General features: G+C 63.8%; 26 protein-coding genes. 21 read left to right on the forward strand and 5 right to left on the reverse strand.

What is annotated here, in order from left to right; all coding sequences use genetic code 11:
- The first annotated feature begins 10 nt into the window (after positions 1 to 10).
- From frr to AC24R4_RS24375, 13 genes are all read left to right on the forward strand, one after another.
- Positions 11 to 571 (forward strand): ribosome recycling factor, encoded by a 561-nt coding sequence (gene frr, locus AC24R4_RS24315; RefSeq protein WP_400393331.1) that lies wholly within the window; start codon positions 11 to 13, stop codon positions 569 to 571.
- 52 nt (positions 572 to 623) lie between these two features.
- Positions 624 to 1,394: an undecaprenyl pyrophosphate synthase gene (gene uppS, locus AC24R4_RS24320; RefSeq protein WP_400393329.1), complete on the forward strand. Its 771-nt coding sequence runs from the start codon at positions 624 to 626 to the stop codon at positions 1,392 to 1,394.
- A gap of 39 nt (positions 1,395 to 1,433) precedes the next feature.
- On the forward strand, positions 1,434 to 2,255 hold the full coding sequence (locus AC24R4_RS24325; protein WP_400393328.1) for a phosphatidate cytidylyltransferase: 822 nt from the start codon (positions 1,434 to 1,436) through the stop codon (positions 2,253 to 2,255).
- Between the two features lie 24 nt (positions 2,256 to 2,279).
- Complete coding sequence (gene ispC, locus AC24R4_RS24330; protein ID WP_400393326.1) at positions 2,280 to 3,458, forward strand: 1-deoxy-D-xylulose-5-phosphate reductoisomerase; 1,179 nt, start codon at positions 2,280 to 2,282, stop codon at positions 3,456 to 3,458.
- 49 nt (positions 3,459 to 3,507) lie between these two features.
- Complete coding sequence (gene rseP, locus AC24R4_RS24335; RefSeq protein WP_487523725.1) at positions 3,508 to 4,905, forward strand: RIP metalloprotease RseP; 1,398 nt, start codon at positions 3,508 to 3,510, stop codon at positions 4,903 to 4,905.
- Positions 4,906 to 5,043: 138 nt separating this feature from the next.
- Positions 5,044 to 7,374: an outer membrane protein assembly factor BamA gene (gene bamA / locus AC24R4_RS24340; protein ID WP_368086169.1), complete on the forward strand. Its 2,331-nt coding sequence runs from the start codon at positions 5,044 to 5,046 to the stop codon at positions 7,372 to 7,374.
- A 21-nt stretch (positions 7,375 to 7,395) separates the two neighbouring features.
- Positions 7,396 to 7,926: an OmpH/Skp family outer membrane protein gene (locus AC24R4_RS24345; protein WP_092600018.1), complete on the forward strand. Its 531-nt coding sequence runs from the start codon at positions 7,396 to 7,398 to the stop codon at positions 7,924 to 7,926.
- Between the two features lie 49 nt (positions 7,927 to 7,975).
- Positions 7,976 to 9,082, forward strand: a complete 1,107-nt coding sequence (gene lpxD, locus AC24R4_RS24350) for a UDP-3-O-(3-hydroxymyristoyl)glucosamine N-acyltransferase (RefSeq protein ID WP_400394187.1) — start codon at positions 7,976 to 7,978, stop codon at positions 9,080 to 9,082.
- Positions 9,079 to 9,531, forward strand: a complete 453-nt coding sequence (fabZ, locus tag AC24R4_RS24355; protein ID WP_061958372.1) for a 3-hydroxyacyl-ACP dehydratase FabZ — start codon at positions 9,079 to 9,081, stop codon at positions 9,529 to 9,531. The genes lpxD and fabZ overlap by 4 nt, the downstream gene beginning before the upstream one ends.
- 43 nt (positions 9,532 to 9,574) lie before the next feature.
- Complete coding sequence (gene lpxA, locus AC24R4_RS24360) at positions 9,575 to 10,378, forward strand: acyl-ACP--UDP-N-acetylglucosamine O-acyltransferase (protein ID WP_153947785.1); 804 nt, start codon at positions 9,575 to 9,577, stop codon at positions 10,376 to 10,378.
- 28 nt (positions 10,379 to 10,406) lie between these two features.
- Positions 10,407 to 11,600 carry a lipid-A-disaccharide synthase gene (lpxB, locus tag AC24R4_RS24365; protein ID WP_400394190.1) on the forward strand — a complete coding sequence of 398 codons (1,194 nt, stop codon included), beginning with the start codon at positions 10,407 to 10,409 and terminating at the stop codon, positions 11,598 to 11,600.
- The gene (rnhB, locus tag AC24R4_RS24370) at positions 11,600 to 12,286 is read left to right on the forward strand and encodes a ribonuclease HII (RefSeq protein WP_487523726.1); all 687 of its coding nucleotides are present in this window, start codon (positions 11,600 to 11,602) and stop codon (positions 12,284 to 12,286) included. Before lpxB ends, rnhB begins: the two co-directional genes overlap by 1 nt.
- Before the next feature lie 12 nt (positions 12,287 to 12,298).
- Positions 12,299 to 13,081 carry a TrmH family RNA methyltransferase gene (locus tag AC24R4_RS24375; RefSeq protein WP_487523727.1) on the forward strand — a complete coding sequence of 261 codons (783 nt, stop codon included), beginning with the start codon at positions 12,299 to 12,301 and terminating at the stop codon, positions 13,079 to 13,081.
- Positions 13,082 to 13,091: 10 nt separating this feature from the next.
- Here the strand turns inward: AC24R4_RS24375 and AC24R4_RS24380 are convergent, their stop codons facing one another.
- Entirely contained in the window at positions 13,092 to 13,658 is a 567-nt protein-coding gene (locus AC24R4_RS24380; protein WP_487523728.1) for a hypothetical protein, read from the reverse strand.
- A gap of 86 nt (positions 13,659 to 13,744) precedes the next feature.
- The gene (gene ppsR / locus AC24R4_RS24385) at positions 13,745 to 14,677 is read right to left on the reverse strand and encodes a posphoenolpyruvate synthetase regulatory kinase/phosphorylase PpsR (protein WP_400395658.1); all 933 of its coding nucleotides are present in this window, start codon (positions 14,675 to 14,677) and stop codon (positions 13,745 to 13,747) included.
- 258 nt (positions 14,678 to 14,935) lie between these two features.
- Here ppsR and ppsA point away from each other — a divergent pair, with 258 nt between their 5' ends.
- The 3 genes from ppsA (at position 14,936) to AC24R4_RS24400 (ending at position 18,915) form a co-directional block, all read left to right on the forward strand.
- The gene (gene ppsA, locus AC24R4_RS24390; RefSeq protein ID WP_400395655.1) at positions 14,936 to 17,320 is read left to right on the forward strand and encodes a phosphoenolpyruvate synthase; all 2,385 of its coding nucleotides are present in this window, start codon (positions 14,936 to 14,938) and stop codon (positions 17,318 to 17,320) included.
- A 179-nt stretch (positions 17,321 to 17,499) separates the two neighbouring features.
- Positions 17,500 to 17,925: an NfeD family protein gene (locus AC24R4_RS24395; protein WP_153947778.1), complete on the forward strand. Its 426-nt coding sequence runs from the start codon at positions 17,500 to 17,502 to the stop codon at positions 17,923 to 17,925.
- A 51-nt stretch (positions 17,926 to 17,976) separates the two neighbouring features.
- Positions 17,977 to 18,915 carry an SPFH domain-containing protein gene (locus tag AC24R4_RS24400; RefSeq protein ID WP_153947777.1) on the forward strand — a complete coding sequence of 313 codons (939 nt, stop codon included), beginning with the start codon at positions 17,977 to 17,979 and terminating at the stop codon, positions 18,913 to 18,915.
- A gap of 62 nt (positions 18,916 to 18,977) precedes the next feature.
- On the opposite strand, the gene smpB is transcribed toward AC24R4_RS24400, so the two are convergent.
- Positions 18,978 to 19,427 carry an SsrA-binding protein SmpB gene (smpB, locus tag AC24R4_RS24405; RefSeq protein WP_092599990.1) on the reverse strand — a complete coding sequence of 150 codons (450 nt, stop codon included), beginning with the start codon at positions 19,425 to 19,427 and terminating at the stop codon, positions 18,978 to 18,980.
- Between the two features lie 185 nt (positions 19,428 to 19,612).
- Here smpB and AC24R4_RS24410 point away from each other — a divergent pair, with 185 nt between their 5' ends.
- Complete coding sequence (locus AC24R4_RS24410) at positions 19,613 to 20,053, forward strand: type II toxin-antitoxin system RatA family toxin (RefSeq protein WP_066735285.1); 441 nt, start codon at positions 19,613 to 19,615, stop codon at positions 20,051 to 20,053.
- A complete protein-coding gene (locus tag AC24R4_RS24415; protein ID WP_487523729.1) occupies positions 20,037 to 20,396 on the forward strand; it encodes an RnfH family protein in 360 nt (119 codons plus the stop codon). Before AC24R4_RS24410 ends, AC24R4_RS24415 begins: the two co-directional genes overlap by 17 nt.
- Before the next feature lie 32 nt (positions 20,397 to 20,428).
- Here AC24R4_RS24415 and AC24R4_RS24420 read toward each other — a convergent pair whose 3' ends face one another.
- A complete protein-coding gene (locus tag AC24R4_RS24420; RefSeq protein WP_487523730.1) occupies positions 20,429 to 20,971 on the reverse strand; it encodes a DUF4124 domain-containing protein in 543 nt (180 codons plus the stop codon).
- A 92-nt stretch (positions 20,972 to 21,063) separates the two neighbouring features.
- Positions 21,064 to 22,026, reverse strand: coding sequence for a DMT family transporter (locus AC24R4_RS24425; protein WP_400395067.1), 963 nt, complete (start codon positions 22,024 to 22,026; stop codon positions 21,064 to 21,066).
- A gap of 115 nt (positions 22,027 to 22,141) precedes the next feature.
- On the opposite strand from AC24R4_RS24425, the gene guaB reads away from it, so the two are divergent.
- The 3 genes from guaB (at position 22,142) to guaA (ending at position 25,959) form a co-directional block, all read left to right on the forward strand.
- Complete coding sequence (guaB, locus tag AC24R4_RS24430) at positions 22,142 to 23,605, forward strand: IMP dehydrogenase (RefSeq protein ID WP_400395062.1); 1,464 nt, start codon at positions 22,142 to 22,144, stop codon at positions 23,603 to 23,605.
- A 94-nt stretch (positions 23,606 to 23,699) separates the two neighbouring features.
- On the forward strand, positions 23,700 to 24,365 hold the full coding sequence (locus AC24R4_RS24435; protein ID WP_400395063.1) for a hypothetical protein: 666 nt from the start codon (positions 23,700 to 23,702) through the stop codon (positions 24,363 to 24,365).
- The gene (guaA, locus tag AC24R4_RS24440; RefSeq protein ID WP_400395065.1) at positions 24,340 to 25,959 is read left to right on the forward strand and encodes a glutamine-hydrolyzing GMP synthase; all 1,620 of its coding nucleotides are present in this window, start codon (positions 24,340 to 24,342) and stop codon (positions 25,957 to 25,959) included. The genes AC24R4_RS24435 and guaA overlap by 26 nt, the downstream gene beginning before the upstream one ends.
- The last annotated feature ends 18 nt before the right edge of the window (positions 25,960 to 25,977 follow it).

Genomic DNA, 25,977 nt, shown 5'->3' on the forward strand with positions numbered 1-25,977 from the left:
GGAGGTAATCATGACCGTCGCCGACACTAAGAAGAGCGCCGAGCAGAAGATGCAGAAGTCGATCGAAGCCTTCAGGGCCGATCTGGCGAAAATTCGTACCGGCCGTGCGCACACTGGCCTGCTCGACCACGTCCAGGTGGATTACTACGGCTCGCCGGTGCCGATCAGCCAGGTGGCCAACATTGGCCTGGGCGACGCCCGGACGATTACCGTGCAACCGTGGGAAAAGAAGATGGTGCAGGCCGTGGAAAAGGCAATCCGCGACGCCGACCTGGGCCTGAACCCCGCCACGATGGGCGACGTGATCCGCGTACCGATGCCTCCGCTGACCGAAGAGCGCCGCAAGGAGCTGATCAAGGTGGTGAAGAGCGAGGCCGAAGGCGCCAAGGTAGCCGTGCGCAACCTGCGCCGCGACGCCAACGAGCAGTTCAAGAAGCTCGTCAAGGACAAGACCATTTCGGAAGACGACGAGCGCCGCGGTACGGACGACGTCCAGAAGCTGACGGACAAGTATGTCGGCGAGATCGACAAGCTCGTCGCCGAGAAAGAGAAGGAGATCTTGACGGTGTAAGGCCGTCCCGGCGGCCCGTCCGCCGGGGTTGTCCCAGCCCGTCCGCGAATCCATGCAGCATATCAGTTCGACGCTCGGCGTTCCCGATACCACCTATGTGCCACGACACGTTGCCATCATCATGGATGGCAACGGCCGCTGGGCGACAAAGCGTCACCTGCCGCGCGTGGCTGGCCACACTCGGGGTCTGGATACCGTGCGCGAGATCGTGCAGGCCTGCGCCGCACGCGGCGTGCAGTACCTGACCCTGTTCGCATTCAGTTCCGAGAACTGGCGCCGGCCTGCGGACGAAGTCTCGTTCCTGATGCGCCTGTTCATGACCGCCTTGCGCCGCGAGGTGGTCCGGATGCACGCGAACAACATCCGCCTGCGCGTGGTGGGCGACCTGGCGCGCTTCAGCCCGCGTATCCAGCAGATGATCAAGGATGCCGAGGCGCGTACGGCAGGCAACACGGGCCTGACCGTGACCATCGCCGCCAACTACGGCGGCCGCTGGGATCTGCTGCAGGCCATGCGCAAGATGCTGGCGCGCGCGCCGATGCTCGACGCGGAATCGATCGACGAATCGTTGCTGGCTCCGCACCTGGCGATGGCCTATGCGCCGGAACCGGACCTGTTCATCCGTACCGGCGGCGAGCAGCGCATCAGCAATTTCCTGCTTTGGCAGCTCGCCTATACCGAGCTCTATTTCACCGATACGTTCTGGCCCGATTTTGACGCCGCGGAACTCGACAAGGCCTTTGCGTCGTACCGCCAGCGAGAGCGCCGATTCGGCCGGACCAGCGCCCAGGTCGTGGCGCCGGGCCTGTCAGGCACGGCCTGAGACCGGTCGTACCTTCATATCAACGGGAATCGCAGCCGCATGCTTCTGACCCGCGTTATCACCGCCGTATGCCTGTTGCTGTTGATCCTGCCGATCCTGTTCCTGGCGCCCCCCACGGCGCTGGCGGTGCTGGTGGCGGTCATCGTGCTGCTGGGCGGCTGGGAATTCGGTCGCCTGATCGGCCTGCCGCGCCAGTGGCCGTATGTCTATGCCGTGGCATGCCTGGTGGCGTTGCTGGCCTGGCACCTTGCGCCGTCCGGATTCGCCATCGACTGGCTGCTCGAGGCTTCGCTCGTGGCCTGGGGCGTGGCGCTGGTGTTGCTGGCGCGCGGCGTACGGAAGGCAACCCCCGGATTCACCGTACTGGGCGTCGTGCTCGGACTGATCATGCTGCCGGCGTTCGGCCATGCGGTCATGGCGCTGCGCGTGGCCGGCGTGGGTGTGCTGCTGACCGCCGCCGTGCTGGTCTGGGCCGCTGACATCGGCGCCTATTTCGTCGGCAAGGCCATCGGCAAGCGCAAGCTGGCGCCGACCATCAGCCCGGGCAAGTCCTGGGAAGGTGCGATCGGTGGCTGGCTGCTGGCGATGATCGTCGCGCTGGGGCTGGCGGCTAGCCATGCCTTCGCGCCTACCTGGTATTCGCTGATCGCCGACAAGGTGGGCCTGGGCGTGCTGGCCATGCTGACCACGCTGCTGGTGGCGGCTAGCGTGGTGGGCGACCTGTTCGAGTCCTTGCTCAAGCGCCAGGTCGGCATCAAGGACAGCAGCCGGCTGCTGCCGGGCCACGGGGGCGTGCTCGACCGCATCGACGCGCTGATCCCGGTATTTCCGCTGGCGGCGCTGCTGCTGTCCTGGGTCTGATCACAACTGAATTCGTCTGGTTATATGCAACGCATTACGATTCTGGGCGCCACGGGTTCCATCGGCGAAAGCACGCTGGACGTGGTGCGCCGACATCCCGACCGCTACACGGTGCACGCGCTCAGCGCCCATCGTCAGGTGGACAAGCTGGCCGCTGCGTGCGCCGAGTTCCGTCCGGCACGGGCGGTAGTGGGTTCGGCCGAGGCGGCGCGCGAGCTCGAAGGCAAGCTGCGCGCGGCCGGCGTTGCGACCGAAGTCGGCTACGGCCCGGAATCGCTCGAATCGATCGCCGCGGATGCGCAGACCGATGCCGTGATGGCCGCCATCGTCGGCGCGGCGGGCCTGCGCTCGTCGCTGGCGGCGGCGCGCGCGGGCAAGCGCGTGCTGCTGGCCAACAAGGAATCGCTGGTGATGTCGGGCAGCATCTTCATGGATGCGGTGCAGCATCACGGCGCCACGCTGCTGCCGATCGACAGTGAACACAATGCCATCTTCCAGTGTCTGCCGACCAGCGACCCGCGCTATGGCGCGGGGGTATCGAAGGTGCTGCTGACGGCATCGGGCGGCCCGTTCCGCACCCGCGACCCGTCGACACTGCACGACATCACGCCGGACCAGGCCTGCGCGCACCCCAAGTGGGTGATGGGTCGCAAGATTTCGGTGGATTCGGCCACGATGATGAACAAGGGGCTCGAGGTCATCGAAGCCCACTGGCTGTTTGGCGCGCCGGCCGACAAAATCGAGGTGCTGATTCACCCGCAGAGCATTGTCCATTCGATGGTGGCCTATGCCGACGGTTCGGTGCTGGCGCAGCTTGGCAACCCCGACATGCGTACGCCGATTGCCTACGGCATGGCCTATCCGGAACGGATCGACTCGGGCGTGACCCCGCTGGACTTGACCGTGGCTGGCGGGCTTCATTTCGAGACGCCGGACCTGGAGCGCTTTCCGTGCCTGGGCCTGGCTTTTGACGCACTGCGCGCCGGTGATGTGGCCCCGGCCGTGCTCAATGCCGCAAATGAGGTGGCCGTGGAGGCGTTCCTGGCCGGCGGCATCCGGTTCACGGACATCGCGCGGGTCGTGGCCGGTGTGCTGGAGCAGCCCGCCGAAGGTGAAGCCGGGTCGCTCGACGGTGTGCTGGCCGCCGATGCCGCGGCACGCAAGGCCGCCCTGGCGCTGCTGAAACAACTGGCCGGCCGCTGATCGTCATCACGATCGCGGCGAGGCCCGGATCTGGAAAGAGGTGATTGCCATGCAAACCGTTATCGCGTTCGTTGTCGCCCTCTGCATCCTGATCTTCGTTCACGAGATGGGGCATTACCTGGCCGCGCGTGCATGCGGGGTCAAGGTTTTGCGGTTCTCGATCGGTTTCGGCCGTCCGCTGGCCCGCTGGGTCAGCAAGGGGCGTGACCGCACGGAATGGACGCTGGCCGCCATCCCGCTGGGCGGCTACGTCAAGATGCTTGACGAGCGGGAGCGCGACCCGGACGCGGATCCGGCCATCGATGCGGCCGACTTGCCGCGTGCATTCAACCGCCAGCCGGTGGGCAAGCGGTTTGTCATCGTGGCGGCTGGCCCGCTGGCGAATTTCGCGCTGGCCATCGCCCTCTATCTGGTGCTGTTTGCCGGCGGCATGCGCGAGCCGGCCCCCGTGCTGGCGGCACCGGCGGCCAGTACGGCGGCGGCGCAGGCCGGCGTCCGGGACGGCGACCGCGTTCTGTCGCTGAGCGCGAATGGGCAGACCGAGCCTGTCCGGTCCTGGAACGATCTGCGCATGGCCGTGTTTGCCCAGGGTTTTGGCGAGACGCGTGCCGTCATGCACGTCCGTGGTGCCGATGGCGCCGAGCGTGACGTCGCACTGGGCCGGCTGCCCGATACCGGCGGGAACCCCGATCAGGACCCGCTGGCCACGCTGGGCCTGGCCCTGAAGGGCGGCCCGGTCACCATTACCGAGATCGTCGCCGAATCGGCGGCGCAACGGGCGGGTCTGCGCGCCGGAGACAAGGTGGTGACCTGGCAGGGCCAACCGCTGACCCAGGCCGGCGAACTGATTCGCGGGGTTCGGGCGCGCCCGGGCCAGGACGTCACGCTGGGGATCGAGCGCGCCGGCCAGCGCATCGACGTGACCGTCAAGCTCGATGCCGCACCGGGCGGCAAGGCTGGTGCCGGTGGCGAGCCCGCGCCGCTGGTCGGCAAGCTGGGCGCGGCGCTGAACCAGGCCGTGCAGACCGAAATCGTGCGCTACCCGTTTACCCAGGCCCTGGCCCGTGCGGCCGATCAGGTCTGGAACACCAGCACGCTGTCCCTGAAGCTGCTTGGCAAGATGCTCGTCGGCCAGGCATCGCTGCAGAATCTGAGCGGTCCGCTGACCGTGGCCGACTATGCCGGCCGGGCCGCCAACATGGGCTGGCAGCCGTTCGTGAGCTTCCTCGCGTTGGTCAGTGTCAGCCTCGGTGTACTGAATTTGTTACCTATTCCGGTGCTGGATGGGGGGCATTTGCTGTATTATTGCGTGGAATTTTTGACTGGCAGGCCTGTACCAGACCACTGGCAAGCGATGCTGCAGAAGGTCGGCATCGCATGCATCTTGCTCCTGACCTCACTCGCTTTGTTCAATGACGTCAGCCGACTGTTTCTTGCGCGCGGCTAGTTTCGCGCAGCCGGAAGCGCCAGTCGGACGGGGGCGGTCGTATCCCGGGGGGATTTTCTCCGTCGGGAAGGATCGGTCGTGCCGGTATTGTCAGGCTCAGCGGCAATCGGCGCTGGAGCCACACCCTGCATGAAATCGATGAGGAAGAGGGGATCGACTTTGATCAGAAATAAGCGCATCTCGCTGGGCTTGCTGACGAGTGCCATTATTGCGGCCTGGAGCCCGGCGGGCTGGGCCGCAGATCCGTTTGTGGTCAAGGATATTCGCGTGGAAGGCCTGCAGCGTGTGGAGCCGGGTACCGTCTTCGGTTACCTGCCCGTGCGTGTCGGTGAAACCTTCACCGATGACAAGGGCGCCGACGCCATCCGTGCGCTCTACAATACCGGGTTTTTCAAGGACGTGCAGATCCGCGCCGAAGACGGCGTGCTGGTGGTGCAGGTCGAGGAACGCCCGGCGATTTCCCAGCTTGAATTCGTCGGCATCAAGGAATTCGACAAGGACACGCTGCGCCGGTCCCTGCGGGCCGTGGGCGTGGCCGAAGCGCGTTACTACGACAAGGCGCTGATCGACAAGGCAGAGCAGGAGCTGAAGCGCCAGTACGTGGCCCGCGGCTACTACGCCGCCGAAGTCCAGACCACCGTGACGCCGGTGGACCGCAATCGCGTGTCCGTGGTGTTCAACGTGGAGGAAGGCCCGGTCGCGAAGATTCGCCAGATCAATATCGTCGGCAACAAGGCGTTCAAGGAAAGCACGCTGCGCGACGAAATGCAGCTGTCCACGCCCAACTGGCTGTCGTGGTACACCAAGAACGACCTGTATTCGAAGCAGAAGCTCACGGCCGACCTGGAAGCGCTGCGCTCGTTCTACCTGAATCGCGGCTATCTGGAATTCCAGATCGAGTCGACGCAGGTATCGATCACGCCTGACAAGAAGGATATCTACCTGACGCTGAATATCGCCGAAGGCGAGCAGTTCAAGGTGTCGGATATCCACCTGGCCGGCGAACTGCTGGGCAAGCAGGAAGAAATGCAGAAGCTGCTGCAGCTGAAGAAGGGCGATATTTTCTCGTCCGAAAAGCTGACGGCCAGCACCAAGGCCATCACCGATCTGCTCGGTACGTACGGCTATGCATTCACCACGATCAACCCGCAACCGCAGATCGACAAGGAAAAGCGCGAAGTGGCGCTGACCCTGATGGTCGATCCGGGTCGCCGCGTCTATGTGCGTCGCGTGAATGTGGTGGGCAACAGCAAGACGCGCGACGAAGTGGTGCGCCGCGAAATGCGCCAGATGGAAAGCTCGTGGTTCGATAGCGAGAAGCTCCAGCAGTCGCAGGCGCGTATCAACCGTACCGGCTATTTCACGGATACGAACATCACCACCGAGGACGTGCCGGGCGCGCCCGACCAGGTGGATGTGAACGTAAATGTGACGGAAAAGCCTACCGGCCAGATCAGCCTGGGTCTCGGCTTCTCGTCGACCGACAAGCTCGTGCTGCAGGCCGGCCTGCGCCAGGACAACGTGTTCGGCTCCGGTACCAGCCTGGGCCTCGATGTGAACACCGCCAAGTCGTTCCGTACGATCGCGCTGACGCAGTACGATCCGTACTTCACGGTGGACGGCATCAGCCGCTCGACCGATATCTACTACCGTACGTCCCGCCCGCTGTACTACACGGGTGACCAGGACTACAAGATCGTGTCGGCCGGTGGTGGCTTCAAGTTCGGCGTGCCGTTCTCCGAGAACGACACGGTGTTCTTCGGCATTGGCTACGAGCGTACGCAGGTCTATACCTCGGTCAACACGCCGAGCCAGTACACGGCCTGGCTGCAGAAGATCGGCAAGGCCAGCGGCGACCCGATCAACAACTTCCCGTTCACGGTCGGCTGGGCGCGTGACCGCCGGGATAGTGCGCTGATCCCGACCAAGGGTCCGTACACCCAGGCCAACCTGGAAATCGGTGTGCCGGGCGGCGATACGCAGTACTATCGCGCCAGCTTCCAGCAGCAGTACTTCTATCCGATTTCGAAGGCCTTCACGCTGGCCTTCAACGGTGAAGTGGCCTACGGCCACGGCTACGGCAATACGCCGTTCCCGGTGTTCAAGTACTTCTACGCCGGTGGTATCGGTTCGGTCCGCGGCTACCAGACCAGCACGCTGGGTCCGAAGGACCAGAACGGCAACCCGGTGGGCGGTGCCTCGAAGATGATCGGTAACGTGGAATTCGTGTTCCCGCTGCCGGGTTCGGGTGTCGACCGTACGCTGCGTCTGTTTACGTTCTTCGACTTCGGTAACGTCTATCAGGAAGGCGCGCCGATCACGGTTAGCGACCTGAAGTACTCGACCGGCTTCGGTATGTCGTGGCTGTCGCCGATCGGCCCGCTGAAGGTCAGCATGGGCTTCCCGCTGAAGAAGGACGAGAACGACAAGGTTCAGCGGTTCCAGTTCCAGATTGGTACCGCGTTCTGATCCCCCAAAAGGATTTGTTTGATGAAACTCCACACTCCACTGATCAAATCCCTGAGCGCGGCCGCGCTGGCCGCTGCGGCCCTTTGCGCGGCGGCCCCGGCGATGGCTCAGGAGGCGCGCATTGCCGCGGTGAACTCGGAGCGTATCCTGCGTGACTCGCAGCCCGCCAAGGCCGCCCAGGTCAAGCTCGAGCAGGAATTCTCCAAGCGCGACCGCGAACTGCAGGACATGGCCCAGAAGATCAAGGCCATGGCCGACAAGCTCGACAAGGACACCGCCGTGCTGGCCGACGCCGACCGCCAGCGCCGTCAGCGCGAAGTGGCCGACCTCGATCGTGAGTTCCAGCGCAAGCAGCGCGAATTCCGCGAAGACCTGAACCAGCGTCGTAACGAAGAACTGGCCCAGGTGCTGGAGCGCGCCAACCGCGTGATCCGTCAGCTGGCCGAGCAGCGCAAGTACGACCTGATCGTGCAGGAAGCGGTCTACGTCAATCCGCGCATCGACATCACGGACGACGTGATGAAGGCGCTGAACGCCAGCTCCGGCAAGTAAGCGGCGGGCGCTCGCGCGCCGCTTTACGATTTTTCAAGGAAGTACCGCCATGCAGACACCCACACTGGGTCAGCTCGCCACCGAGAACGGCGCGCAGGTTGTGGGTGATCCCGACCTGGCCGTGGGCGGTCTGGCACCGCTCGACCAGGCCGGTCCCGGCGATCTGTCGTTTCTTTCCAATCCGCTCTACCTGACGCAGGCGCTGGCTTCGAAGGCCGGTGCCGTGATCGTGTCGCCGGCGGATCTGGAGCGCATTCGCGCGGATGGGCAGGCTGACGGCCGCAACTGGTTGGTGGCGCGCAATCCGTACGTCTGCTTTGCGCGCGTGGCCCAGCGTTTCGATCGCGTCGCCAATGCCGATCCGCGTACGGGCATCGACCCGCGTGCAACGGTAGCGCCCGACGCGGTCGTGCCGGCGTCGTGCTTTATCGGTCCGAACGTGGTGATCGAGGCCGGCGCGCGGCTGGGCGAGCGGGTCCGCGTCCTGGCAAATGCCTTTATCGGCGCAGGCGCGCAGATCGGCGAAGATACGCTCATCTACGCCAATGTTTCTGTCTATCATCGTTGCGTGGTGGGCGCGCGCAACATCCTGCACAGCGGTGCGGTGATTGGTGCCGATGGCTTTGGCTTTGCGCCCGATATCGGGCCGGGCGGGGTCGAGTACGTCAAGATTCCCCAGGTGGGGCGAGCCGTGCTGGGCAACGATGTGGAGATTGGCGCCAATACCTGCGTGGACCGCGGCGCGATGGCCGATACCGTCATCGAGGACGGCTGCAAGATCGACAACCAGGTGCAGATCGCCCACAACGTCCATGTGGGCGCGCATACCGTGATTGCCGGTACGGCCGCGATTTCGGGCAGTACGAAGATCGGCAGGTTCTGCGTGATCGGCGGCGCGGCCAATTTTTCCGGACATTTGAATATCGCCGACCGGACCACAGTGTCCGGCGGTACCTCGATTACCAAATCGATTACAAAACCCGGTGGGCATTTCACCAGCGTGTTCCCGTTCACGTCGCATGGCGAGTGGGAACGCAACGCGGCCATCGTGCGCGGCCTGTCGAAGCTGCGCGAGCGTGTGGTGCAACTGGAGCGCCGGCTGCGCGGCACGTCCGCCGGGGTTAATAGCAAACAAGACGAAGAGAAATCATCATGACAGCCTCCGATATCGACATCCGCAAGATCCTGAAGCTGCTGCCGCATCGGTATCCGATCCTGCTGGTCGACCGCGTGCTCGAGTTTGAACCGCAGAAGCGGATCAAGACCCTGAAGAACGTGACGATCAACGAGCCGTACTTCATGGGCCACTTTCCGGAACAACCCGTGATGCCGGGTGTCATGATTCTGGAGGCGCTGGCGCAATCGGCCGGCCTGCTGACCTTTGGCGCCGACATGGAGCGCAAGGAAGGCGCGCTGTACTACTTCGTCGGCATCGACGGCGCCCGCTTCAAGCGCGTGGTGTATCCCGGCGATCAGTTGCACCTGAACGTGACCGTGGAACGCTACATTCGCGGCATCTGGAAGTTCAAGGCCAGCGCCACCGTGGATGGCGAGGTCGCCTGCGAAGCCGAGCTGATGTGCACGGTCAAGCAGGCCGAGGCCTGATCTTCCCGATACCGAGCAGAACTGATAGCACAGGACAGTACGTATGACGCAAATCCATCCCACCGCACTGATCGACCCGAAGGCTGAACTCGCCGCCGATGTGGAAGTCGGCCCGTTCTCGATCGTCGGTCCGAATGTGCGGATCGGCAGCGGCACGCGGATCGGCTCGCATACCACGGTCGAGGGGCATACCACGATCGGCGAGGGGAACCGCATCGGGCCATATGCCTCGGTGGGCGGAGTGCCGCAGGACATGAAGTATGCCAACGAGCCCACCCGGCTCGAGATTGGCGATCGCAACACGATTCGCGAATTCACGACGATCCACACGGGCACCGTGCAGGATCGCGGCCTGACCCGCATCGGCAGCGATAACTGGATCATGGCGTACGTGCATATCGCGCACGACTGCAGCGTGGGCAACCACACGGTGTTTTCGAGCAATGCGCAGATTGCCGGCCACGTGGAAGTGGGCGACTGGGCGATTCTTGGCGGCATGAGCGGCGTGCATCAGTACGTGCGTATTGGCGCGCATGCCATGCTGGGAGGGGCTTCGGCACTGGTCCAGGACGTGCCGCCGTTCGTGATTGCCGCGAGCGACAAGAGTGGCAACAAGGCCACGCCGCATGGCATCAACGTCGAGGGGCTGCGTCGGCGCGGCTTCGATGCGGCCCAGATCGCGGCGCTGCGTCAGGCTTACAAGCTGCTGTACAAGTCGGACCTCAGCTTCGACGATGCCCGCAACGAGATTTCGACCATGCTGGGCCAGTCGGATGCCACCACGGCGGCGCCGCTAAAGGCCTTCGTCGAGTTCCTCGCCGCGACCCAACGCGGCATCGTGCGCTAGACGTCAGCCGGACATGGTCGAGGCAGCCATGCAGGCCGTGCTTCCCGCTGACGCGGAAGCTCATGTAAACAAGCGTGGCACGATTGCCATGGTTGCTGGCGAGGCATCCGGCGATCTGCTGGCTTCGCTATTGCTGGAAGGATTGCACGCCCGGCTGGGCGAGTCGGTTGACTATGCCGGGATCGGTGGCCGCCGCATGATGGCGCAAGGGTTTGTCTCGCATTGGCCGATGGAAACACTTTCCGTCAACGGCTATGTGGAAGTCCTGGGGTCGCTGCGCGAGATTCTGGCCACGCGTCGGGCCATTCGCGACCAACTGCTGGCCCAGCCGCCACTGTGCTTTATTGGTGTCGACGCTCCGGATTTCAACTTCGGTCTCGAAGTTCCGCTGCGGCGCGCCGGCATACCCGTCGTCCATTTCGTCAGTCCGTCGATCTGGGCCTGGCGAGGCGGTCGCATTCGTACCATCGCGCGTGCGGTAGACCATATCCTCTGTCTGTTTCCGTTCGAGCCGGAGATCTACGCCAAGGCGGGTATCCCGGCGACATACGTCGGTCATCCCCTGGCCGATGTGATTCCGATGGTGCCCGATGTGGCCGGCGCCCGCGCCAAGCTGGGCCTCCCGGAAAACAAGCGCATCGTGGCCGTGCTGCCGGGCAGCCGACAGTCCGAAGTCCGGAATCTCGGCGCCACTTTCTTCGAGGCCATGGCGCGCATGCACCGTATGGACGGGAATCTGGCATTCGTGTTGCCCGCCGCCTCGCCGGCCCTCCATGCCATTGTGGAAGGTCTGCACGCGCAGCATCCCGAGATCGATCTGACAATTGTGGATGGACAGTCACATCTGGCGATGGAGTCTGCCGATGTGATCCTGTTGGCGAGCGGCACGGCGACGCTGGAGGCTGCGCTGTACAAAAAGCCGATGGTGATCTCGTACAAGGTGCCCTGGCTGACTGCACAAATCATGAAACGACAGGGCTATCTGCCGTACGTCGGACTGCCTAATATTCTGTCGGGACGCTTTGTCGTGCCCGAACTGTTGCAGGACGATGCCACGCCAGAGGCGCTGGCGCGCGAAACGCTGTTGCAGCTCAATGACGAAGGCAATATTGCATTCCTGCGTGAACATTTCACGACCATGCATGAAACACTAAAGCGCGATACGTCGAGGCTGGCGGCCGGTGTGGTGGCGGATCTGCTCCACACTCGGGGGGCTGTGTGATGCCGCGCATCAAGGCAGTCAATGTTGGCCAGATGGGGCTTGCACTGACGCAGACGGTCGCCGTGGTCCAGCGCCTTTGTGGCGTGGACGAAGCGGGCCGTGGCCCGCTGGCAGGGCCCGTGTACGCGGCGGCTGTCGTGCTGAATCCGGACCGCCAGATCCGCGGGCTCGCCGATTCGAAGATACTGACTGCGGAAAAGCGGGAGGTCTTGTTCGACAGGATCTGCGAGCGGGCGTTGGGCTGGCACATCGCCTTTGCAACGGTCGAGGAAATCGATTCGATCAATATCCTCCATGCCTCGATGCTGGCCATGCAGCGCGCCGTTCAAGGGCTTGCCGCCAATGGCGTAATTCCCGATCTGGTCCAGGTGGACGGCAATCGTTGCCCGCAAGTGGCTTTTCCTGTGGAAGCGATCGTCAAGGGCGACGCCAAGGTGCGTGCCATTTCGGCCGCGTCGATCCTGGCAAAGGTTGCGCGTGACCGCAATCTCCGGGAATTGCACGCGCAGTATCCCGATTACGGCTTCGATTCGCATTTTGGCTATCCGACGCCTCAACATTTTGCTGCGCTGGATCGGCATGGTCCCACACCGCATCATCGGCGGTCGTTCGCGCCGGTCCGCCTGGCGCTGGAACGCGTCAACGGCATGACCCAGGCCCAGGCCCAGGAAGCGCCGCCTTTCTAAGACATCACCCCCTTGAAGCACGTCACTTCGCGCGATAACGCGCTGTTCAAGCACCTGAAGGCCCTGATCGGGTCTACGCATCAACGTCGCAAGGCCGGGCAATCGGTGCTGGACGGCGTGCATCTCGCGCAGGCCTACGTTGCCGCATTGGGTCAGCCAGTCTCTTGCGTCGTAGGCGAACGTCATGTTGACCATGCCGAAGTGCGGCACCTGCTCGACCAGGTCGAGCCGGAACGCGTCGTCGTGCTGGCCGACGCGTTGTTCAGCCAGATCAGCAATGTGGCGAACGGCATCGACCTGCTGTTCGTGATCGAGACGCCGGCGGGTCATCTGCCAGCGCAGATTGCGACAGACTGCATCATCCTCGATGGCGTCCAGGATGCGGGCAACGTCGGCTCGATCCTGCGCAGTGCCGCGGCGGCTGGCATTCCTCACGCGTTCCTGACCACCGGCTGTGCATTCGCCTGGTCGGTCAAGACACTGCGTGCCGGCATGGGTGCGAATTTCCATCTCAATATCGTCGAGCATTGCACACTCGACATGCTCGCGTCCCGGCTGGCCGTGCCGCTGCTTGCGACGTCCTCGCATGCCGACGCCACCGTGTTCGATACCGACCTGCGCCAGCCAGTAGGCTGGGTCGTCGGCAACGAGGGCGCGGGCGTGAGCCAGGAGTGGATGGCACGCGTCTCGCGCAAGGTCGGCATTCCGCAACCCGGTGGCCTGGAATCGCTGAACGTCGCCGCAGCGACCGCCATCTGCCTGTTTGAAGCGGTACGCCAGCGGCGGACAGGCTGAGCGAGCGCTGTTAGCGAGGGCGGCTGCCCAGTTTTTGGCCGGCTTCCGTGGCGCCTGAACTGGCCTTCTGTTCGACCAGGAGTTGCAGGACGTCCGCGATCTGACTGATCTTCCCGTCGATCTGGGCGAATTTCCGGTCTATCTGGTCGAACTTCCTGCCGAGCCCGACTTCGAGGTTGTTGAAGCGTTCGTCCATCTTGTCGAAGCGTTCGTCCATCTTGTCGAGTCGCCGGTCGACCTTGGCGAAGCCCTCGTCAACCTTCACTTCAAGCCTGTCGATCCGGCGGTCGATGCCATCCAATCGCTTGTCGGTTGCCTGGGATTGGCGGTCCATCACGCCGAGCCGCTCATCCACCATATCGAAGCGGTAATAGATGTTGTCGGTCGTCTTGTCGGATTGGCGTCCGGAGTAATCGAGGATGGCGAAGATCCCGCCGAGGGCGACGAAGACGGCAGTGAAGATGGTGGCGGCCATGCGCCAGTCGTGGCGCGGCGGGTAGCGGTGCTGGCGAGCGCGGGTGGGATCGGCCGCGTCGGGGAGGCTGGAAAGCGGATCAGCTGACATGGTGATGGACATGGTTCATGAAAGAAAACGTTCGATGACGTCATCTTTCACCTCCAGCCATCACCCGCCAAGAAGACGATTCTCAAAAATCGCGCGTTTCAATAGTTATCGCGGTCGACCTTGATTTCCTGCAGGATCGTCGTCGCGATTTCCTCGATCGACTTGTGGGTCGACGACAGCCACTTGATCCCTTCGCGGCGCATCATCGCCTCGGCTTCGTTGACCTCGTAGCGACAATTCTCAACCGCCGCGTACTTGCTGCCCGGCCGGCGCTCGTTGCGGATCTCGGTCAGCCGCTGCGGGTCGATCGACAGCCCGAAGATCTTGGGCTTGAACGCGTAGAGCGCCGAAGGCAGACGTCCACGCTCGAAATCGTCGGGGATCAGCGGATAATTGGCGGCCTTGAGGCCGTACTGCATGGCCAGATACAGGCTGGTTGGCGTCTTGCCGCTGCGCGACACGCCCACCAGGATCACATCGGCGTCCTCGAGGTTCTTGTGTGACTGACCGTCATCATGCGCCAGCGAGAAGTTGATCGCCTCGATCCGGTTCTTGTAGGCCTCGGTATCGGCGTTCTGGTGAAACCGGCCGATCGCATGCGTGGACTTCAGTCCCAGCTCTTTTTCCAGCGGTTCGATGAACGTCTGGAACATGTCCAGAATCATGCCCTTGGCGCGGCGCATCGCCTTGTTGGACTCGGCGTTGACCAGCGTGGTGAAGACGATGGGCGGCACGCCCTCGTTGTAGAACGCCTCGTTGATCTTGCTGACGGCCACATGCGCCTTCTCGGGCGTGTCGACGAACGGCATGCGCACCTTGCGGAAGCGCATCTCGAACTGGGCCAGGATCGAATGGCTGAACGTCTCCGCCGTGATGCCTGTGCCATCCGACACAATGAAAACCGTACGCACGGCAGGGCGATCCGCAGGTGCCGTCGCAGCCGCAGGCTGGGCGCCGGCAGCGGATGAAGAAGACTGGGAAGTCAGGGCTGGCGCGGGTTGCGACGCGTCAGGCGCTTCGGGCAGGGACATGTCTGAACAATTATTTTGGAGCAGCCGCCGAGCGAAAGTGCGGTGCGGCACGGTAGAATAGCGGCGATCTTTTGGCTAAGCAATTCCGCCAATCCCAGCCAGGCAACGATTTGGCGCCGAATTGTCGACAATGTGCATTGCAGCATCGGAAGCGTCCGATGTCACACGGAATTGCTCAGCCAAGCGATCCGCCGGGGCCAGAACTCCAACAACATACCGGTCGGTGCAAAAGATTTCTTACTTTGTTTTGAGGCTTTTATGACCAACCAGGTAAATAATGGCGCCTATGTGCTGCCGTTCGAAGAATTGCGCATGCAGGACGTGGAGACCGTCGGCGGCAAGAATTCGTCGCTTGGCGAGATGATCTCGCAGCTGGCCGGCGCCGGTGTGCGCGTTCCCGGCGGTTTTGCCACCACCGCACTGGCATTCCGCGACTTCCTCGAACACAACAACCTGACCGCCCGCATTTCGGAACGCCTGAAGACGCTCGACGTCGATGACGTGAAGGCCCTGGCCGAAGCCGGTGCCGAGATCCGCAACTGGGTGGCCTCGGCGCCGTTCCAGCCGCGCCTCGAGGCCGAAATCCGCGAGCACTATGCACGCGCGTCGGCGCGCGAAGGCGCCGAGGCATCGTTCGCCGTGCGTTCGTCGGCCACCGCCGAAGATCTGCCCGACGCTTCGTTCGCCGGCCAGCAGGAGTCGTACCTCAACGTCAGCGGTATCGACGACGTGCTCGATAAGATCAAGCACGTGTTCGCGTCGCTGTACAACGACCGCGCCATTTCCTACCGCGTGCACAAGGGCTTCGCCCACGACGTGGTGGCCCTGTCGGCCGGCGTCCAGCGCATGGTCCGTTCGGACCTGGCTGCCTCGGGCGTGATGTTCACGATCGATACCGAGTCGGGCTTCCCGGACGTGGTGTTCATCACGTCGAGCTATGGTCTTGGCGAAACGGTGGTGCAGGGTGCCGTGAACCCGGACGAGTTCTACGTCTTCAAGCCGACGCTGCAAGCCGGCAAGTACCCCATCATCCGCCGTTCGATCGGCTCGAAGCTGATCAAGATGGAATTCACCAAGCCGGGCGAAGCCGGCCGCGTGAAGACCGTGGACGTGCCGCCCGAGCTGCGCAACCGTTATTCGATCAGCGATGACGATGTGAACGAGCTGGCCCGCTACGCGATGATCATCGAGAAGCACTATGGCCGCCCGATGGACATCGAATGGGGCAAGGACGGCAAGGACGGCAAGATCTATATCCTCCAGGCGCGTCCGGAAACCGTGAAGAGCCAGTCGGCGGGCAAGGCCGAGCAGCGATTCAAGCTGAAGGGCACGTCCGCGGTGCTGACCAGCGGCCGTGCAATCGGCCAGAAGATCGGCACGGGCCCGGTCCGCGTGATCAACGATCCGTCCGAGATGGAACGTGTGCAGCCTGGCGACGTGCTGGTGGCCGACATGACCGACCCAAATTGGGAGCCGGTGATGAAGCGTGCCGCGGCGATCGTCACGAACCGTGGCGGCCGTACCTGCCACGCCGCGATCATCGCGCGTGAACTGGGTGTGCCGGCCGTGGTCGGCTGCGGCGATGCCACCGATGTGCTGAAAGACGGCACGCTGGTGACGGTGTCGTGTGCCGAGGGCGACGAAGGTCGCATCTACGACGGTCTGCTCGAAACCGAGGTCACCGAGGTCATGCGCGGCGAAATGCCGGAGATCGAGACCAAGATCATGATGAACGTCGGCAATCCGCAGCTGGCGTTTGATTTTGCGCAGATCCCGAACCACGGTGTTGGCCTGGCTCGCCTGGAATTCATCATCAACAACAACATCGGCGTCCACCCGAAGGCAATTCTCGACTATCCGCAGGTCGATGCCGACCTGAAGAAGGCCGTGGAATCGGTGGCCCGTGGCCACGCCAGCCCGCGTGCCTTCTACGTGGACAAGCTGGCCGAAGGGATGGCCACGATCGGTGCCGCGTTCTATCCGAAGCCTGTGATCGTGCGCCTGTCGGACTTCAAGTCGAACGAGTACAAGAAGCTGATCGGCGGTTCGCGCTACGAGCCGGACGAGGAAAACCCGATGCTGGGCTTCCGTGGTGCTTCGCGCTACATCGCCGACGACTTCGCCGAAGCGTTCGAGATGGAATGCAAGGCCATGAAGCGCGTGCGCGACGAGATGGGCCTGACCAACGTCGAGATCATGGTGCCGTTCGTGCGGACGCTGGGCCAGGCCGAGCGCGTGATCGAACTGCTGGCCAAGCACGGCCTGAAGCGCGGCGAGAATGGTCTGCGCATCATCATGATGTGCGAGGTGCCGTCGAACGCCATTCTGGCCGAAGAGTTCCTGCAATTCTTCGACGGTTTCTCGATCGGCTCGAACGATCTGACCCAGCTGACGCTGGGCCTGGACCGCGATTCGGGCATGGAACTGCTGGCCAAGGACTTCGACGAGCGCGATCCGGCGGTGCGTTTCATGCTGCAGCGCGCCATTTCCACGGCGCTGCGCCTGGACAAGTATGTCGGCATTTGCGGCCAGGGCCCTTCGGACCATCCGGACTTTGCAGCCTGGCTGGCCAAGGAAGGCATCAAGTCGATCTCGCTGAATCCTGATTCGGTCGTGGAAACCTGGCAGCAACTGGCTTCCTGAGGCATTTCGCGTCACAATAGCGACGTACCCGAACTAGCGGCGTCCGGCCTGATGGGCCGGCGCGCCGTGTGGCACCGGCCCTGCGGTCAGGTGTTCCAACTGCCCCCGCAGACGCCGCAGGCGTTTGGCGGGGGCTTTGTTTTTTCGGGCTGGTGTCTGGCTGGCTGGAAAGGAACGGGATGACGTCGTACTACTTTTGGTTTGCCGCGTCCGTGGTGCTGTTGATCGCGGAAATGGCCACCGGCACGTTTTATCTGTTGATGGTCGCCTGCGGTGTGACAGCCGGCGGCATTGCCGCGCTGCTGGGTGCCGAGGTACCCGTGCAGACCGTTACCGCGGCAGTGGTTGCCATCGTGGCCATCGTGGCGATGCGGCGCACACGCTTCGGCCGGCTGCGCCGTAGCGATGCCGCGACCAACCCCGACGTGAACCTCGATATCGGACAGGAAGTCGAAGTCTCCGCCTGGGATGCCTTCCGTCGCGCCCGCGTGCCCTATCGCGGCGCCGACTGGACCGTGGAGCTGGCTCCCGGGACCGACCCCTCCCCGGGGCGCTACACAATCATCGAAGTTCGCGGCGCCACGCTTATCGTGTCGCCGCGCTAGCCTGGCGCTTGCCTCTGCCTTGCAGTTTTTTCTCTTTGACGGGAGTCGTACATGCTTGCCTATCAGCTCGGTCTGTTTCCGCTGATTCTGCTCATTGCCGCCATCGTACTGATTGCGAAGTCCATCAAGATCGTGCCACAGCAGCACGCCTGGGTACTGGAGCGGCTGGGGCGCTACCACGCGACGCTGACGCCGGGCCTGTCGATTGTCGTGCCGTTTATCGACCGCGTGGCCTACAAGCACATCCTCAAGGAAATCCCGCTCGATGTGCCGAGCCAGGTCTGTATCACCAAGGACAACACGCAGTTGCAGGTCGATGGGGTGCTGTACTTCCAGGTGACGGACCCGATGAAGGCCTCGTACGGATCGAGCAATTTCGTGGTGGCTATCACCCAGTTGTCGCAGACCACGCTGCGGTCGGTCATCGGCAAGCTCGAACTGGACAAGACGTTCGAGGAGCGCGAATTCATCAACCACAGCGTGGTCAACGCCCTGGACGAGGCGGCGGCCAACTGGGGTGTGAAGGTGCTGCGCTACGAGATCAAGGACCTTACGCCGCCGAAGGAAATCCTGCACGCGATGCAGGCGCAGATCACGGCGGAGCGCGAGAAGCGGGCGCTGATCGCCGCGTCCGAGGGCAAGCGCCAGGAGCAGATCAACCTGGCCTCGGGCGCGCGTGAAGCCGCCATCCAGAAGTCCGAAGGGGAAAGGCAGGCGGCCATCAACAAGGCGCAGGGCGAGGCCGCAGCCATTCTGGCCGTGGCGGAAGCCAATGCGCAGGCCATCGAGAAAATCGGCCACGCCATTCGCGGGGAGGGCGGTACGGAGGCGGTCAACCTGAAGGTGGCCGAGGAATACGTCGCGGCCTTTGGCAACCTGGCCAAGCAGGGCAATACCCTGATCGTGCCGGGCAATCTCGGCGAGATGAGCTCGATGATTGCTTCTGCGCTGCAGATCGTGAAGGGCCAGAAGGTAGAAAAGGTGCTCTGACGCCATCTGGCATCGCTGAAAAACGAAAACGAAACGAAAACGGAGGCCGAGGCCTCCGTTCTTCATTCCTTCTCGCTTTTCATCAGGCGCGCCTTCTCGCGCTGCCAGTCGCGGTTCTTTTCGGTCTCCCGCTTGTCGAACTGCTTCTTGCCCTTGCCCAGGCCGATTTCGCACTTGATGCGGCCGCGCGTGTAGTGCAGGTTCAGCGGCACCAGCGTATAGCCGCGCTGCTCCACCTTGCCGATCAGTTTCCTGATCTCGTCGGCCTTGAGTAGCAGCTTCCGGGTGCGTACCGGATCGGGAGTGACGTGCGTGGAGGCGCTTTGCAGCGGGCTGATGTGGGCGCCGATCAGGAACATTTCGGCGTTGCGCACCACAACATAACCTTCCTTGATCTGCACGCGGTTCGCCCGGATCGCCTTGACTTCCCAGCCTTCCAGCACGATTCCGGCTTCATAGCGTTCTTCGATGAAGTAGTCGAAAAAGGCCTTCTTGTTGTCAGCGATCGTCATGCGGGAGGTGATTTCCTAAATTTGACCGGCGCGGCCTGGCAGGGCGGCGGCAGTGAGGGTGCGCAGCAACATGACTGCGGCCGAGCGCGACAGGGCGTGCCGTGTTCGCGGCTGTCGGCTAAAATCCTGATTTTAGCAAACCGCTCCGGCCCGGCCCAGTCCCGAGGTGCCCGCAACCCGAATACATGGCAGACGTCCATAAATCCGTCCTGCTCGGCTTTTCGGCCGAACAGATGTACGACCTGGTCACGCGCGTGGAGGACTATCCCAAGTTCCTCCCATGGTGCGGTGGCGTGGAGGTCTTCGAGCAAACCGACACGCTGCTCGATGCGAAGATCCATATCCATTTCAGCGGCATCAAGCAGTATTTCCACACGCGCAATACCCAGGAGCGTCCAACTCGTATCGATATGACGTTCGCGGACGGTCCTTTCAAGACCTTCAACGGTTCCTGGCGGTTCACGCCGTTGCGCGCCGACGCCTGCAAGATCGAATTTCACCTGCATTACGAATTTTCGAGCGTCATTCTCGAAAAAATCATCGGTCCGGCGTTCAGCGTGATCGCCAACACGTTTGTGGATGCCTTTGTCAAACGGGCCGAGGTGGTCTATGCCAAGCAAGGATGAAGCATCGGCGACCGTCCGCGTTTCGGTCTGCTATGCCCGTCCGGATGCCGTATTCCTGAAGGAAGTTGCCGTGCCGGAGGGCACGACCATCGTCGGCGCCATTCAATCCAGCGGGCTGACCGAGGCCCACCCGGAAGTGGATCCCACGACAATGCGCGTGGGCATCTACGGCAAGCTGAAAACGCTGGATACCGTGGTGCGCCAGGGTGATCGGGTGGAAATCTACCGTGTCCTGACGGCGGATCCCAAGACCGCCCGGCGCAAGCGCGTGCAGAAAACCCGGGCATCCGGGATGCGCGAGGGCCAGAAATGGCTGCGCGGCGGAGGCGGGCAGGGCGCCTGAACAGGGGCTCCCGCCTTCAAGGCATCAGTCCGTCAGCCGCTGCACTGCTGGTTGATCGAATCGTTGGTGCGCGCCAGTTCGGCCGTGCGCTCGTCGTCGTTGAGGCGCATCGGGGCGCCGTCAGCACCGGATCGGGACACCCGCACGCCGGCGCTCAGGCCGGTGGCGTAGTTGCGCAGCTGCTGGCACCGTTCCTCGCGCGCCAGTTGGGTGCGTTCCTTGGCGGCAGCTTCCAGATCGGCCTTGATGCGGGCATCGCGGCGCTCGCGGAATGCCTCGTCGGCATCGACGGGCTTGTCGGTCTTGGCCTTGGCGCTGACCTGCTGCATGCGGGCGCTGCCCGTCGACGTCGGGTTGCCGTCAGCCTTGGCGGTTTCCGTTTCCAGCGGGCGATAGGCGCCGGCTACCCGGCCCGGCGCGGCCAGGATGGCCCGTTCAGGCACCGATGGCGACGGCGGAACATCGCTGTAGACCGTGCGGCCGTTGGCGTCCTTCCATTGCCACTGGGAGAAGGCGGTGCCGGGAATGGCCAGGCTTGCGGCAATCAGCAGGTACAGCGCGGACGATCGTTTCATGGCGAAATCGTGAGCGGGTCGAGCGGGTTGTGTTGGCATCAGTCGCCAGTGGGGTTGACTTTCGTGTGACCCACCCGGCATTGGTCGCTAGTCTACTGAGACTTGTCCGTCGCATGCAAGCGGACCGACCAAGCCACGCCGGCCATCAGCAACACAATGGCGGCGATTTCCAGCGGCCGCGGCCAGCGGTGATCGAACACGAACCCGTATGCCAGCGCGAACAGCGTCTCGAAGACGATCATCTGACCGGACAGCGTAAGCGGCAACCTGCGGCTCGAAATGTTCCAGAGATTGTTGCCAATTAGCGACGCTCCCAGCGCAACGGCGGCATTGACGGTCCAGAACCACTGCCAGTCCCGGGCGCTGCCTGGGGCCGTCAGCGTGTCGCTGAACGCGAACCAGCCGGCGATTGCCAGGATCAGCGACACCAGCCCGGTGGCCAGCCCATAGAGCGCCGACCACTCGTTGCCGCTGAAGTGCGGGTGCCGCTGCAGGTAGCGCGCGTTGTCCACGGCGTAGAGCGTCCAGCAGGCCAGCGCCCCAGCCGCACAGAGCACACCGGCGATTTTCTGCCACACGGGGCGGATCGTTGCGTCCGCCACGGCCGCGCCGTGTGCGCCGCCACCGCCGCCGAACAGGTCGACGTTGATGCAGGCGATGCCGGCCGCCACGACCAGCAGCGGCAGTGTCAGGCGGCGCAGCGGCACGGCACCATGGTCGCGCCGGCCCATCAGCGTGACCGAGATCGGCAGGATGCCGATGATCAGCGACGTGGGGCCGACGCCCGCCAGTTGCACGCCGAACGCCAGCAGCACGTAGTAAAGCAGGTTGCCGGTAAAGGCCTGCCGCAACAGGGCCACGCAGTCGGGGCGTGTCAGCTTGCGGGCAATGCGGCGCATCAGCGGCAGGGCGGCGACCAGGGCCACCAGGCCGTACGCCAGATAGCGGCCGATCGCCAGTTCCCAGGGGGAAAATGCCGGCAGCAGCTTGGGGGCGATGAATACCATTCCCCATAACGCGCCGGCCAGCAGCCCGCACAGTACGCCGATTCCCATGGTCGCCCGATGCCTTGTTTGAAAAAGGTGGCCGAGAATAGCAAACGGCTTGCAACAACGCATCAGCAAATCCTGCATTCCTGTATAATCTGCTTTTGCGCCTAGAGGATTCGCTATGCGTCTTGTCCAGAAAGCACTCACATTCGATGACGTGCTGCTCGTCCCGGCCTATTCGGCCGTCCTGCCCCGGGATGTTTCCCTCCGCACCCGACTGACCCGTTCGATCGAACTCAATATTCCGCTGCTGTCCGCCGCCATGGATACGGTGACGGAAGCGCGCCTGGCCATTGCCATGGCGCAGGCCGGCGGTATCGGTATCGTTCACAAGAACCTGAAGCCCGCCGACCAGGCCCGTGAAGTGGCGCGTGTGAAACGCTACGAATCGGGTGTGCTGCGTGATCCGATCACCATTTCGCCGGACATGAAGGTTCGCGATGTGATTGCGCTGTCGCAACAGCACGGCATTTCGGGTTTCCCGGTGCTCGAGGGCAAGACCGTCGTCGGCATCATCACGAACCGCGACCTGCGTTTCGAAGAAGAACTGGACGCACCCGTGCGTGCCAAGATGACCCCGCGCGACAAGCTCGTGACGGTGGCCGAAGGCGCGCCGCTGGAAGAAGCCAAGCGCCTGATGAACCGCCACCGCCTTGAGCGCGTGCTGGTGGTCAACGCGGCGTTCGAGCTTCGCGGCCTGATCACGGTAAAGGACATCCAGAAGGCCGTGGACAATCCGCTGGCCAGCAAGGATGCGCACGGCCAGCTGCGCGTAGGCGCCGCAGTGGGCGTGGGCCCGGACAACGATGAACGCGTGGAACTGCTGGTCAAGGCCGGCGTCGACGTGATCGTAGTGGATACCGCCCACGGCCACAGCCAGGGCGTGCTGGACCGCGTGCGCTGGGTCAAGCAGAACTTCCCGCAGGTGCAGGTGGTGGGGGGCAATATCGCCACCGGCGCCGCCGCGCTGGCGCTGGTCGAGCATGGCGCCGATGGCGTCAAGGTCGGTATCGGCCCTGGCTCGATCTGCACCACACGTATCGTGGCCGGTGTCGGTGTGCCGCAGATCACGGCCGTGTCGAACGTGGCCGAGGCGCTCAAGGGCACGGGCGTGCCGCTGATCGCCGATGGCGGCGTGCGCTATTCGGGCGACGTGGCCAAGGCCCTGGCGGCCGGTGCCCACACCGTGATGATGGGCGGCATGTTCTCGGGTACCGAGGAAGCCCCGGGCGAGGTGTTCCTGTTCCAGGGCCGCTCGTTCAAGAGCTACCGCGGCATGGGTTCGGTTGGCGCGATGAAGGACGGCGCGGCTGACCGCTACTTCCAGGAAGACAACACCGCCAACGTCGACAAGCTGGTGCCGGAAGGCATCGAAGGCCGGGTCGCGTACAAGGGGCCGGTGCAGGCAATCATCCACCAGCTGACTGGCGGCATCCGCGCGTCGATGGGTTACTGCGGCGCCAGCTCGATTCCGCAGTGGCACGAATCGGCCGAGTTCGTGCAGATCACGGCGGCGGGCATGCGCGAATCGCATGTCCATGACGTGCAGATCACCAAGGAAGCGCCGAACTACCATATCGATTGATGTCGATCTGGCCTGCCCTGACGGGCACCACGGCCGCGCCGGTTCTGTCGAGGGTGACGGGGCCTGCGCGGCCGCGCCGCAATAAGGAGCGACCATGAAGGTATTGCTGCGAGCCGTGCTGTTTTTCGATGCGGTGCTCGACTTGCTGCTTGGCCTGCTGCTGCTGATGTCGCCGTTCACCACGCTGTACGCCGCGCTGCAACTGCCGGTGCCGGAGCCGGCCCTGTTCGGGCAGCTGCTGGGCGTGGCCACGCTCGGCATGTCATGGCTGCTGTTCACGGCCACATTCAATGGACATATGACGGTGCCCGTGGCGCGCGTCGCCGGGTTGATCAACCTGGCCAGCGCGATACTGGTGGCCGCCTGGACGCTGTTCCTGGACATGCCCGTCCAGCCAGCCGGCAAGGTCTGGCTGCTGACGATGGCGGCCATGCTGCTGTTCTTCGGCATCGTGCAGATTCCGTCGGCCAAGAAGGTGCGGCTGCGCGAACGCGCGCTGGCCGACCAGGCCAAGGCTGACCGCGACGCGCGTGCCGCCGGCGTTCCCTATCCGACCGACGTTACCGACGTGACCGATGTCGCCGACAGCGGCATTGGCCGTCCGGCGCGCCCGGCGACGTCCCCCGCATCCCCCGAATACCGGCGCGAGCCGGTCATCACGCCACCGCCCGGCTATGGCCCGGGCACCGAAGTCATGACCGAACCCGATCCGGATGCACTGCCCACTGCCAATCATGCACGACAAAATCCTCATTCTTGATTTCGGTTCGCAAGTCACGCAGCTGATCGCCCGCCGCGTTCGCGAAGCGCACGTCTACTGCGAAATCCATCCGAACGACGTGACCGATGAATTCGTCCGCGAGTTCGCGCCAAAGGGCGTGATCCTGTCGGGCAGCCACGCCAGCACCTACGAAGACCACCAGCTGCGCGCGCCGCAGGCCGTGTGGGATCTGGGCGTGCCGGTACTGGGCATCTGCTACGGCATGCAGACCATGGCCGTGCAGCTGGGCGGCAAGGTCGAATGGAGCGATTCGCGCGAGTTTGGCTACGCGGAAGTCCGCGCCCATGGCCATACGAACCTGCTCAAGGGCATCGAGGATTTCAGCACGCCCGAAGGCCACGGCATGCTGAAGGTCTGGATGAGCCACGGCGACAAGGTGACCGCGCTGCCCGACGGCTTCAAGCTGATGGCATCGACGCCGAGCTGCCCGATTGCCGGCATGGCCGACGAGGCCCGCGGTTACTACGCCGTGCAGTTCCACCCGGAAGTCACGCATACGTCCAAGGGCCGCGAGATGCTCGATCGTTTCGTGCTGCAGATCTGCGGCGCGAACCCGGATTGGGTGATGGGTGACCACATCGCCGAGGCCGTGGCCAAGATCCGCGAGCAGGTGGGCGACGAAGAGGTGATCCTGGGCCTGTCCGGCGGCGTCGATTCGTCGGTGGCGGCTGCGCTGATCCATCGCGCCATCGGCGACCAATTGACCTGCGTGTTCGTCGATCACGGCCTGCTGCGCCTGGACGAAGGCAAGATGGTGATGGACATGTTCGCCGGCCGCCTGCACGCCAAGGTCATCCATGTCGACGCATCGGACCAGTTCCTGGGCCACCTGGCCGGCGTGACCGATCCGGAGCAAAAGCGCAAGATCATTGGCCGCGAGTTCGTGGAAGTGTTCCAGGCCGAAGCAAAGAAGCTGACCAACGCCAAGTGGCTGGCGCAGGGCACGATCTACCCGGATGTGGTGGAATCGGGCGGCACCAAGACCAAGAAGGCGACCACGATCAAGAGTCACCACAACGTGGGCGGCCTGCCCGAAACGCTGGGGCTGAAGCTGCTGGAACCGCTGCGCGACCTGTTCAAGGACGAAGTGCGCGAACTGGGCGTGGCGCTGGGCCTGCCGCCGGAAATGGTCTACCGCCATCCGTTCCCGGGTCCGGGCCTCGGTGTGCGCATCCTGGGCGAGGTCAAGCGCGAGTACGCCGATCTGCTGCGCCGCGCCGACGCGATCTTCATCGAGGAACTGCGCAAGACCCTCGCCACCGAGCAGGATGCCGCCGCCGGCCTGTGCGAGCCGCACCAGGTGGGCAAGAGCTGGTACGACCTGACCAGCCAGGCATTCGCCGTATTCCTTCCGGTGAAGTCGGTTGGCGTGATGGGCGATGGCCGCACGTACGACTACGTGGTAGCGCTGCGCGCCGTGCAGACCACGGACTTCATGACCGCGCACTGGGCGCACCTGCCGTACGCGCTGCTGGGCCGCTGCTCGAACCGCATCATCAACGAGGTGCGCGGGCTGAATCGCGTGGTGTACGACGTTTCGGGCAAGCCGCCTGCAACGATCGAGTGGGAATAATCCCCCGGCCTTAGGCCA

The sequence above is a fragment of the Cupriavidus sp. CER-90 genome (genome assembly GCF_057652055.1).

Coding starts and splice junctions, on each gene's coding strand:
- frr (WP_400393331.1), top strand. CDS start 11: ATGACCGTCGCCGACACTAAGAAGAGCGCCGAGCAGAAGATGCAGAAG.
- uppS (WP_400393329.1), top strand. CDS start 624: ATGCAGCATATCAGTTCGACGCTCGGCGTTCCCGATACCACCTATGTG.
- AC24R4_RS24325 (WP_400393328.1), top strand. CDS start 1,434: ATGCTTCTGACCCGCGTTATCACCGCCGTATGCCTGTTGCTGTTGATC.
- ispC (WP_400393326.1), top strand. CDS start 2,280: ATGCAACGCATTACGATTCTGGGCGCCACGGGTTCCATCGGCGAAAGC.
- rseP (WP_487523725.1), top strand. CDS start 3,508: ATGCAAACCGTTATCGCGTTCGTTGTCGCCCTCTGCATCCTGATCTTC.
- bamA (WP_368086169.1), top strand. CDS start 5,044: ATGAGGAAGAGGGGATCGACTTTGATCAGAAATAAGCGCATCTCGCTG.
- AC24R4_RS24345 (WP_092600018.1), top strand. CDS start 7,396: ATGAAACTCCACACTCCACTGATCAAATCCCTGAGCGCGGCCGCGCTG.
- lpxD (WP_400394187.1), top strand. CDS start 7,976: ATGCAGACACCCACACTGGGTCAGCTCGCCACCGAGAACGGCGCGCAG.
- fabZ (WP_061958372.1), top strand. CDS start 9,079: ATGACAGCCTCCGATATCGACATCCGCAAGATCCTGAAGCTGCTGCCG.
- lpxA (WP_153947785.1), top strand. CDS start 9,575: ATGACGCAAATCCATCCCACCGCACTGATCGACCCGAAGGCTGAACTC.
- lpxB (WP_400394190.1), top strand. CDS start 10,407: ATGCAGGCCGTGCTTCCCGCTGACGCGGAAGCTCATGTAAACAAGCGT.
- rnhB (WP_487523726.1), top strand. CDS start 11,600: ATGCCGCGCATCAAGGCAGTCAATGTTGGCCAGATGGGGCTTGCACTG.
- AC24R4_RS24380 (WP_487523728.1), bottom strand. CDS start 13,658: ATGTCCATCACCATGTCAGCTGATCCGCTTTCCAGCCTCCCCGACGCG.
- ppsR (WP_400395658.1), bottom strand. CDS start 14,677: ATGTCCCTGCCCGAAGCGCCTGACGCGTCGCAACCCGCGCCAGCCCTG.
- ppsA (WP_400395655.1), top strand. CDS start 14,936: ATGACCAACCAGGTAAATAATGGCGCCTATGTGCTGCCGTTCGAAGAA.
- AC24R4_RS24395 (WP_153947778.1), top strand. CDS start 17,500: ATGACGTCGTACTACTTTTGGTTTGCCGCGTCCGTGGTGCTGTTGATC.
- AC24R4_RS24400 (WP_153947777.1), top strand. CDS start 17,977: ATGCTTGCCTATCAGCTCGGTCTGTTTCCGCTGATTCTGCTCATTGCC.
- smpB (WP_092599990.1), bottom strand. CDS start 19,427: ATGACGATCGCTGACAACAAGAAGGCCTTTTTCGACTACTTCATCGAA.
- AC24R4_RS24410 (WP_066735285.1), top strand. CDS start 19,613: ATGGCAGACGTCCATAAATCCGTCCTGCTCGGCTTTTCGGCCGAACAG.
- AC24R4_RS24415 (WP_487523729.1), top strand. CDS start 20,037: ATGCCAAGCAAGGATGAAGCATCGGCGACCGTCCGCGTTTCGGTCTGC.
- AC24R4_RS24420 (WP_487523730.1), bottom strand. CDS start 20,971: ATGAAACGATCGTCCGCGCTGTACCTGCTGATTGCCGCAAGCCTGGCC.
- AC24R4_RS24425 (WP_400395067.1), bottom strand. CDS start 22,026: ATGGGAATCGGCGTACTGTGCGGGCTGCTGGCCGGCGCGTTATGGGGA.
- guaB (WP_400395062.1), top strand. CDS start 22,142: ATGCGTCTTGTCCAGAAAGCACTCACATTCGATGACGTGCTGCTCGTC.
- AC24R4_RS24435 (WP_400395063.1), top strand. CDS start 23,700: ATGAAGGTATTGCTGCGAGCCGTGCTGTTTTTCGATGCGGTGCTCGAC.
- guaA (WP_400395065.1), top strand. CDS start 24,340: ATGCACGACAAAATCCTCATTCTTGATTTCGGTTCGCAAGTCACGCAG.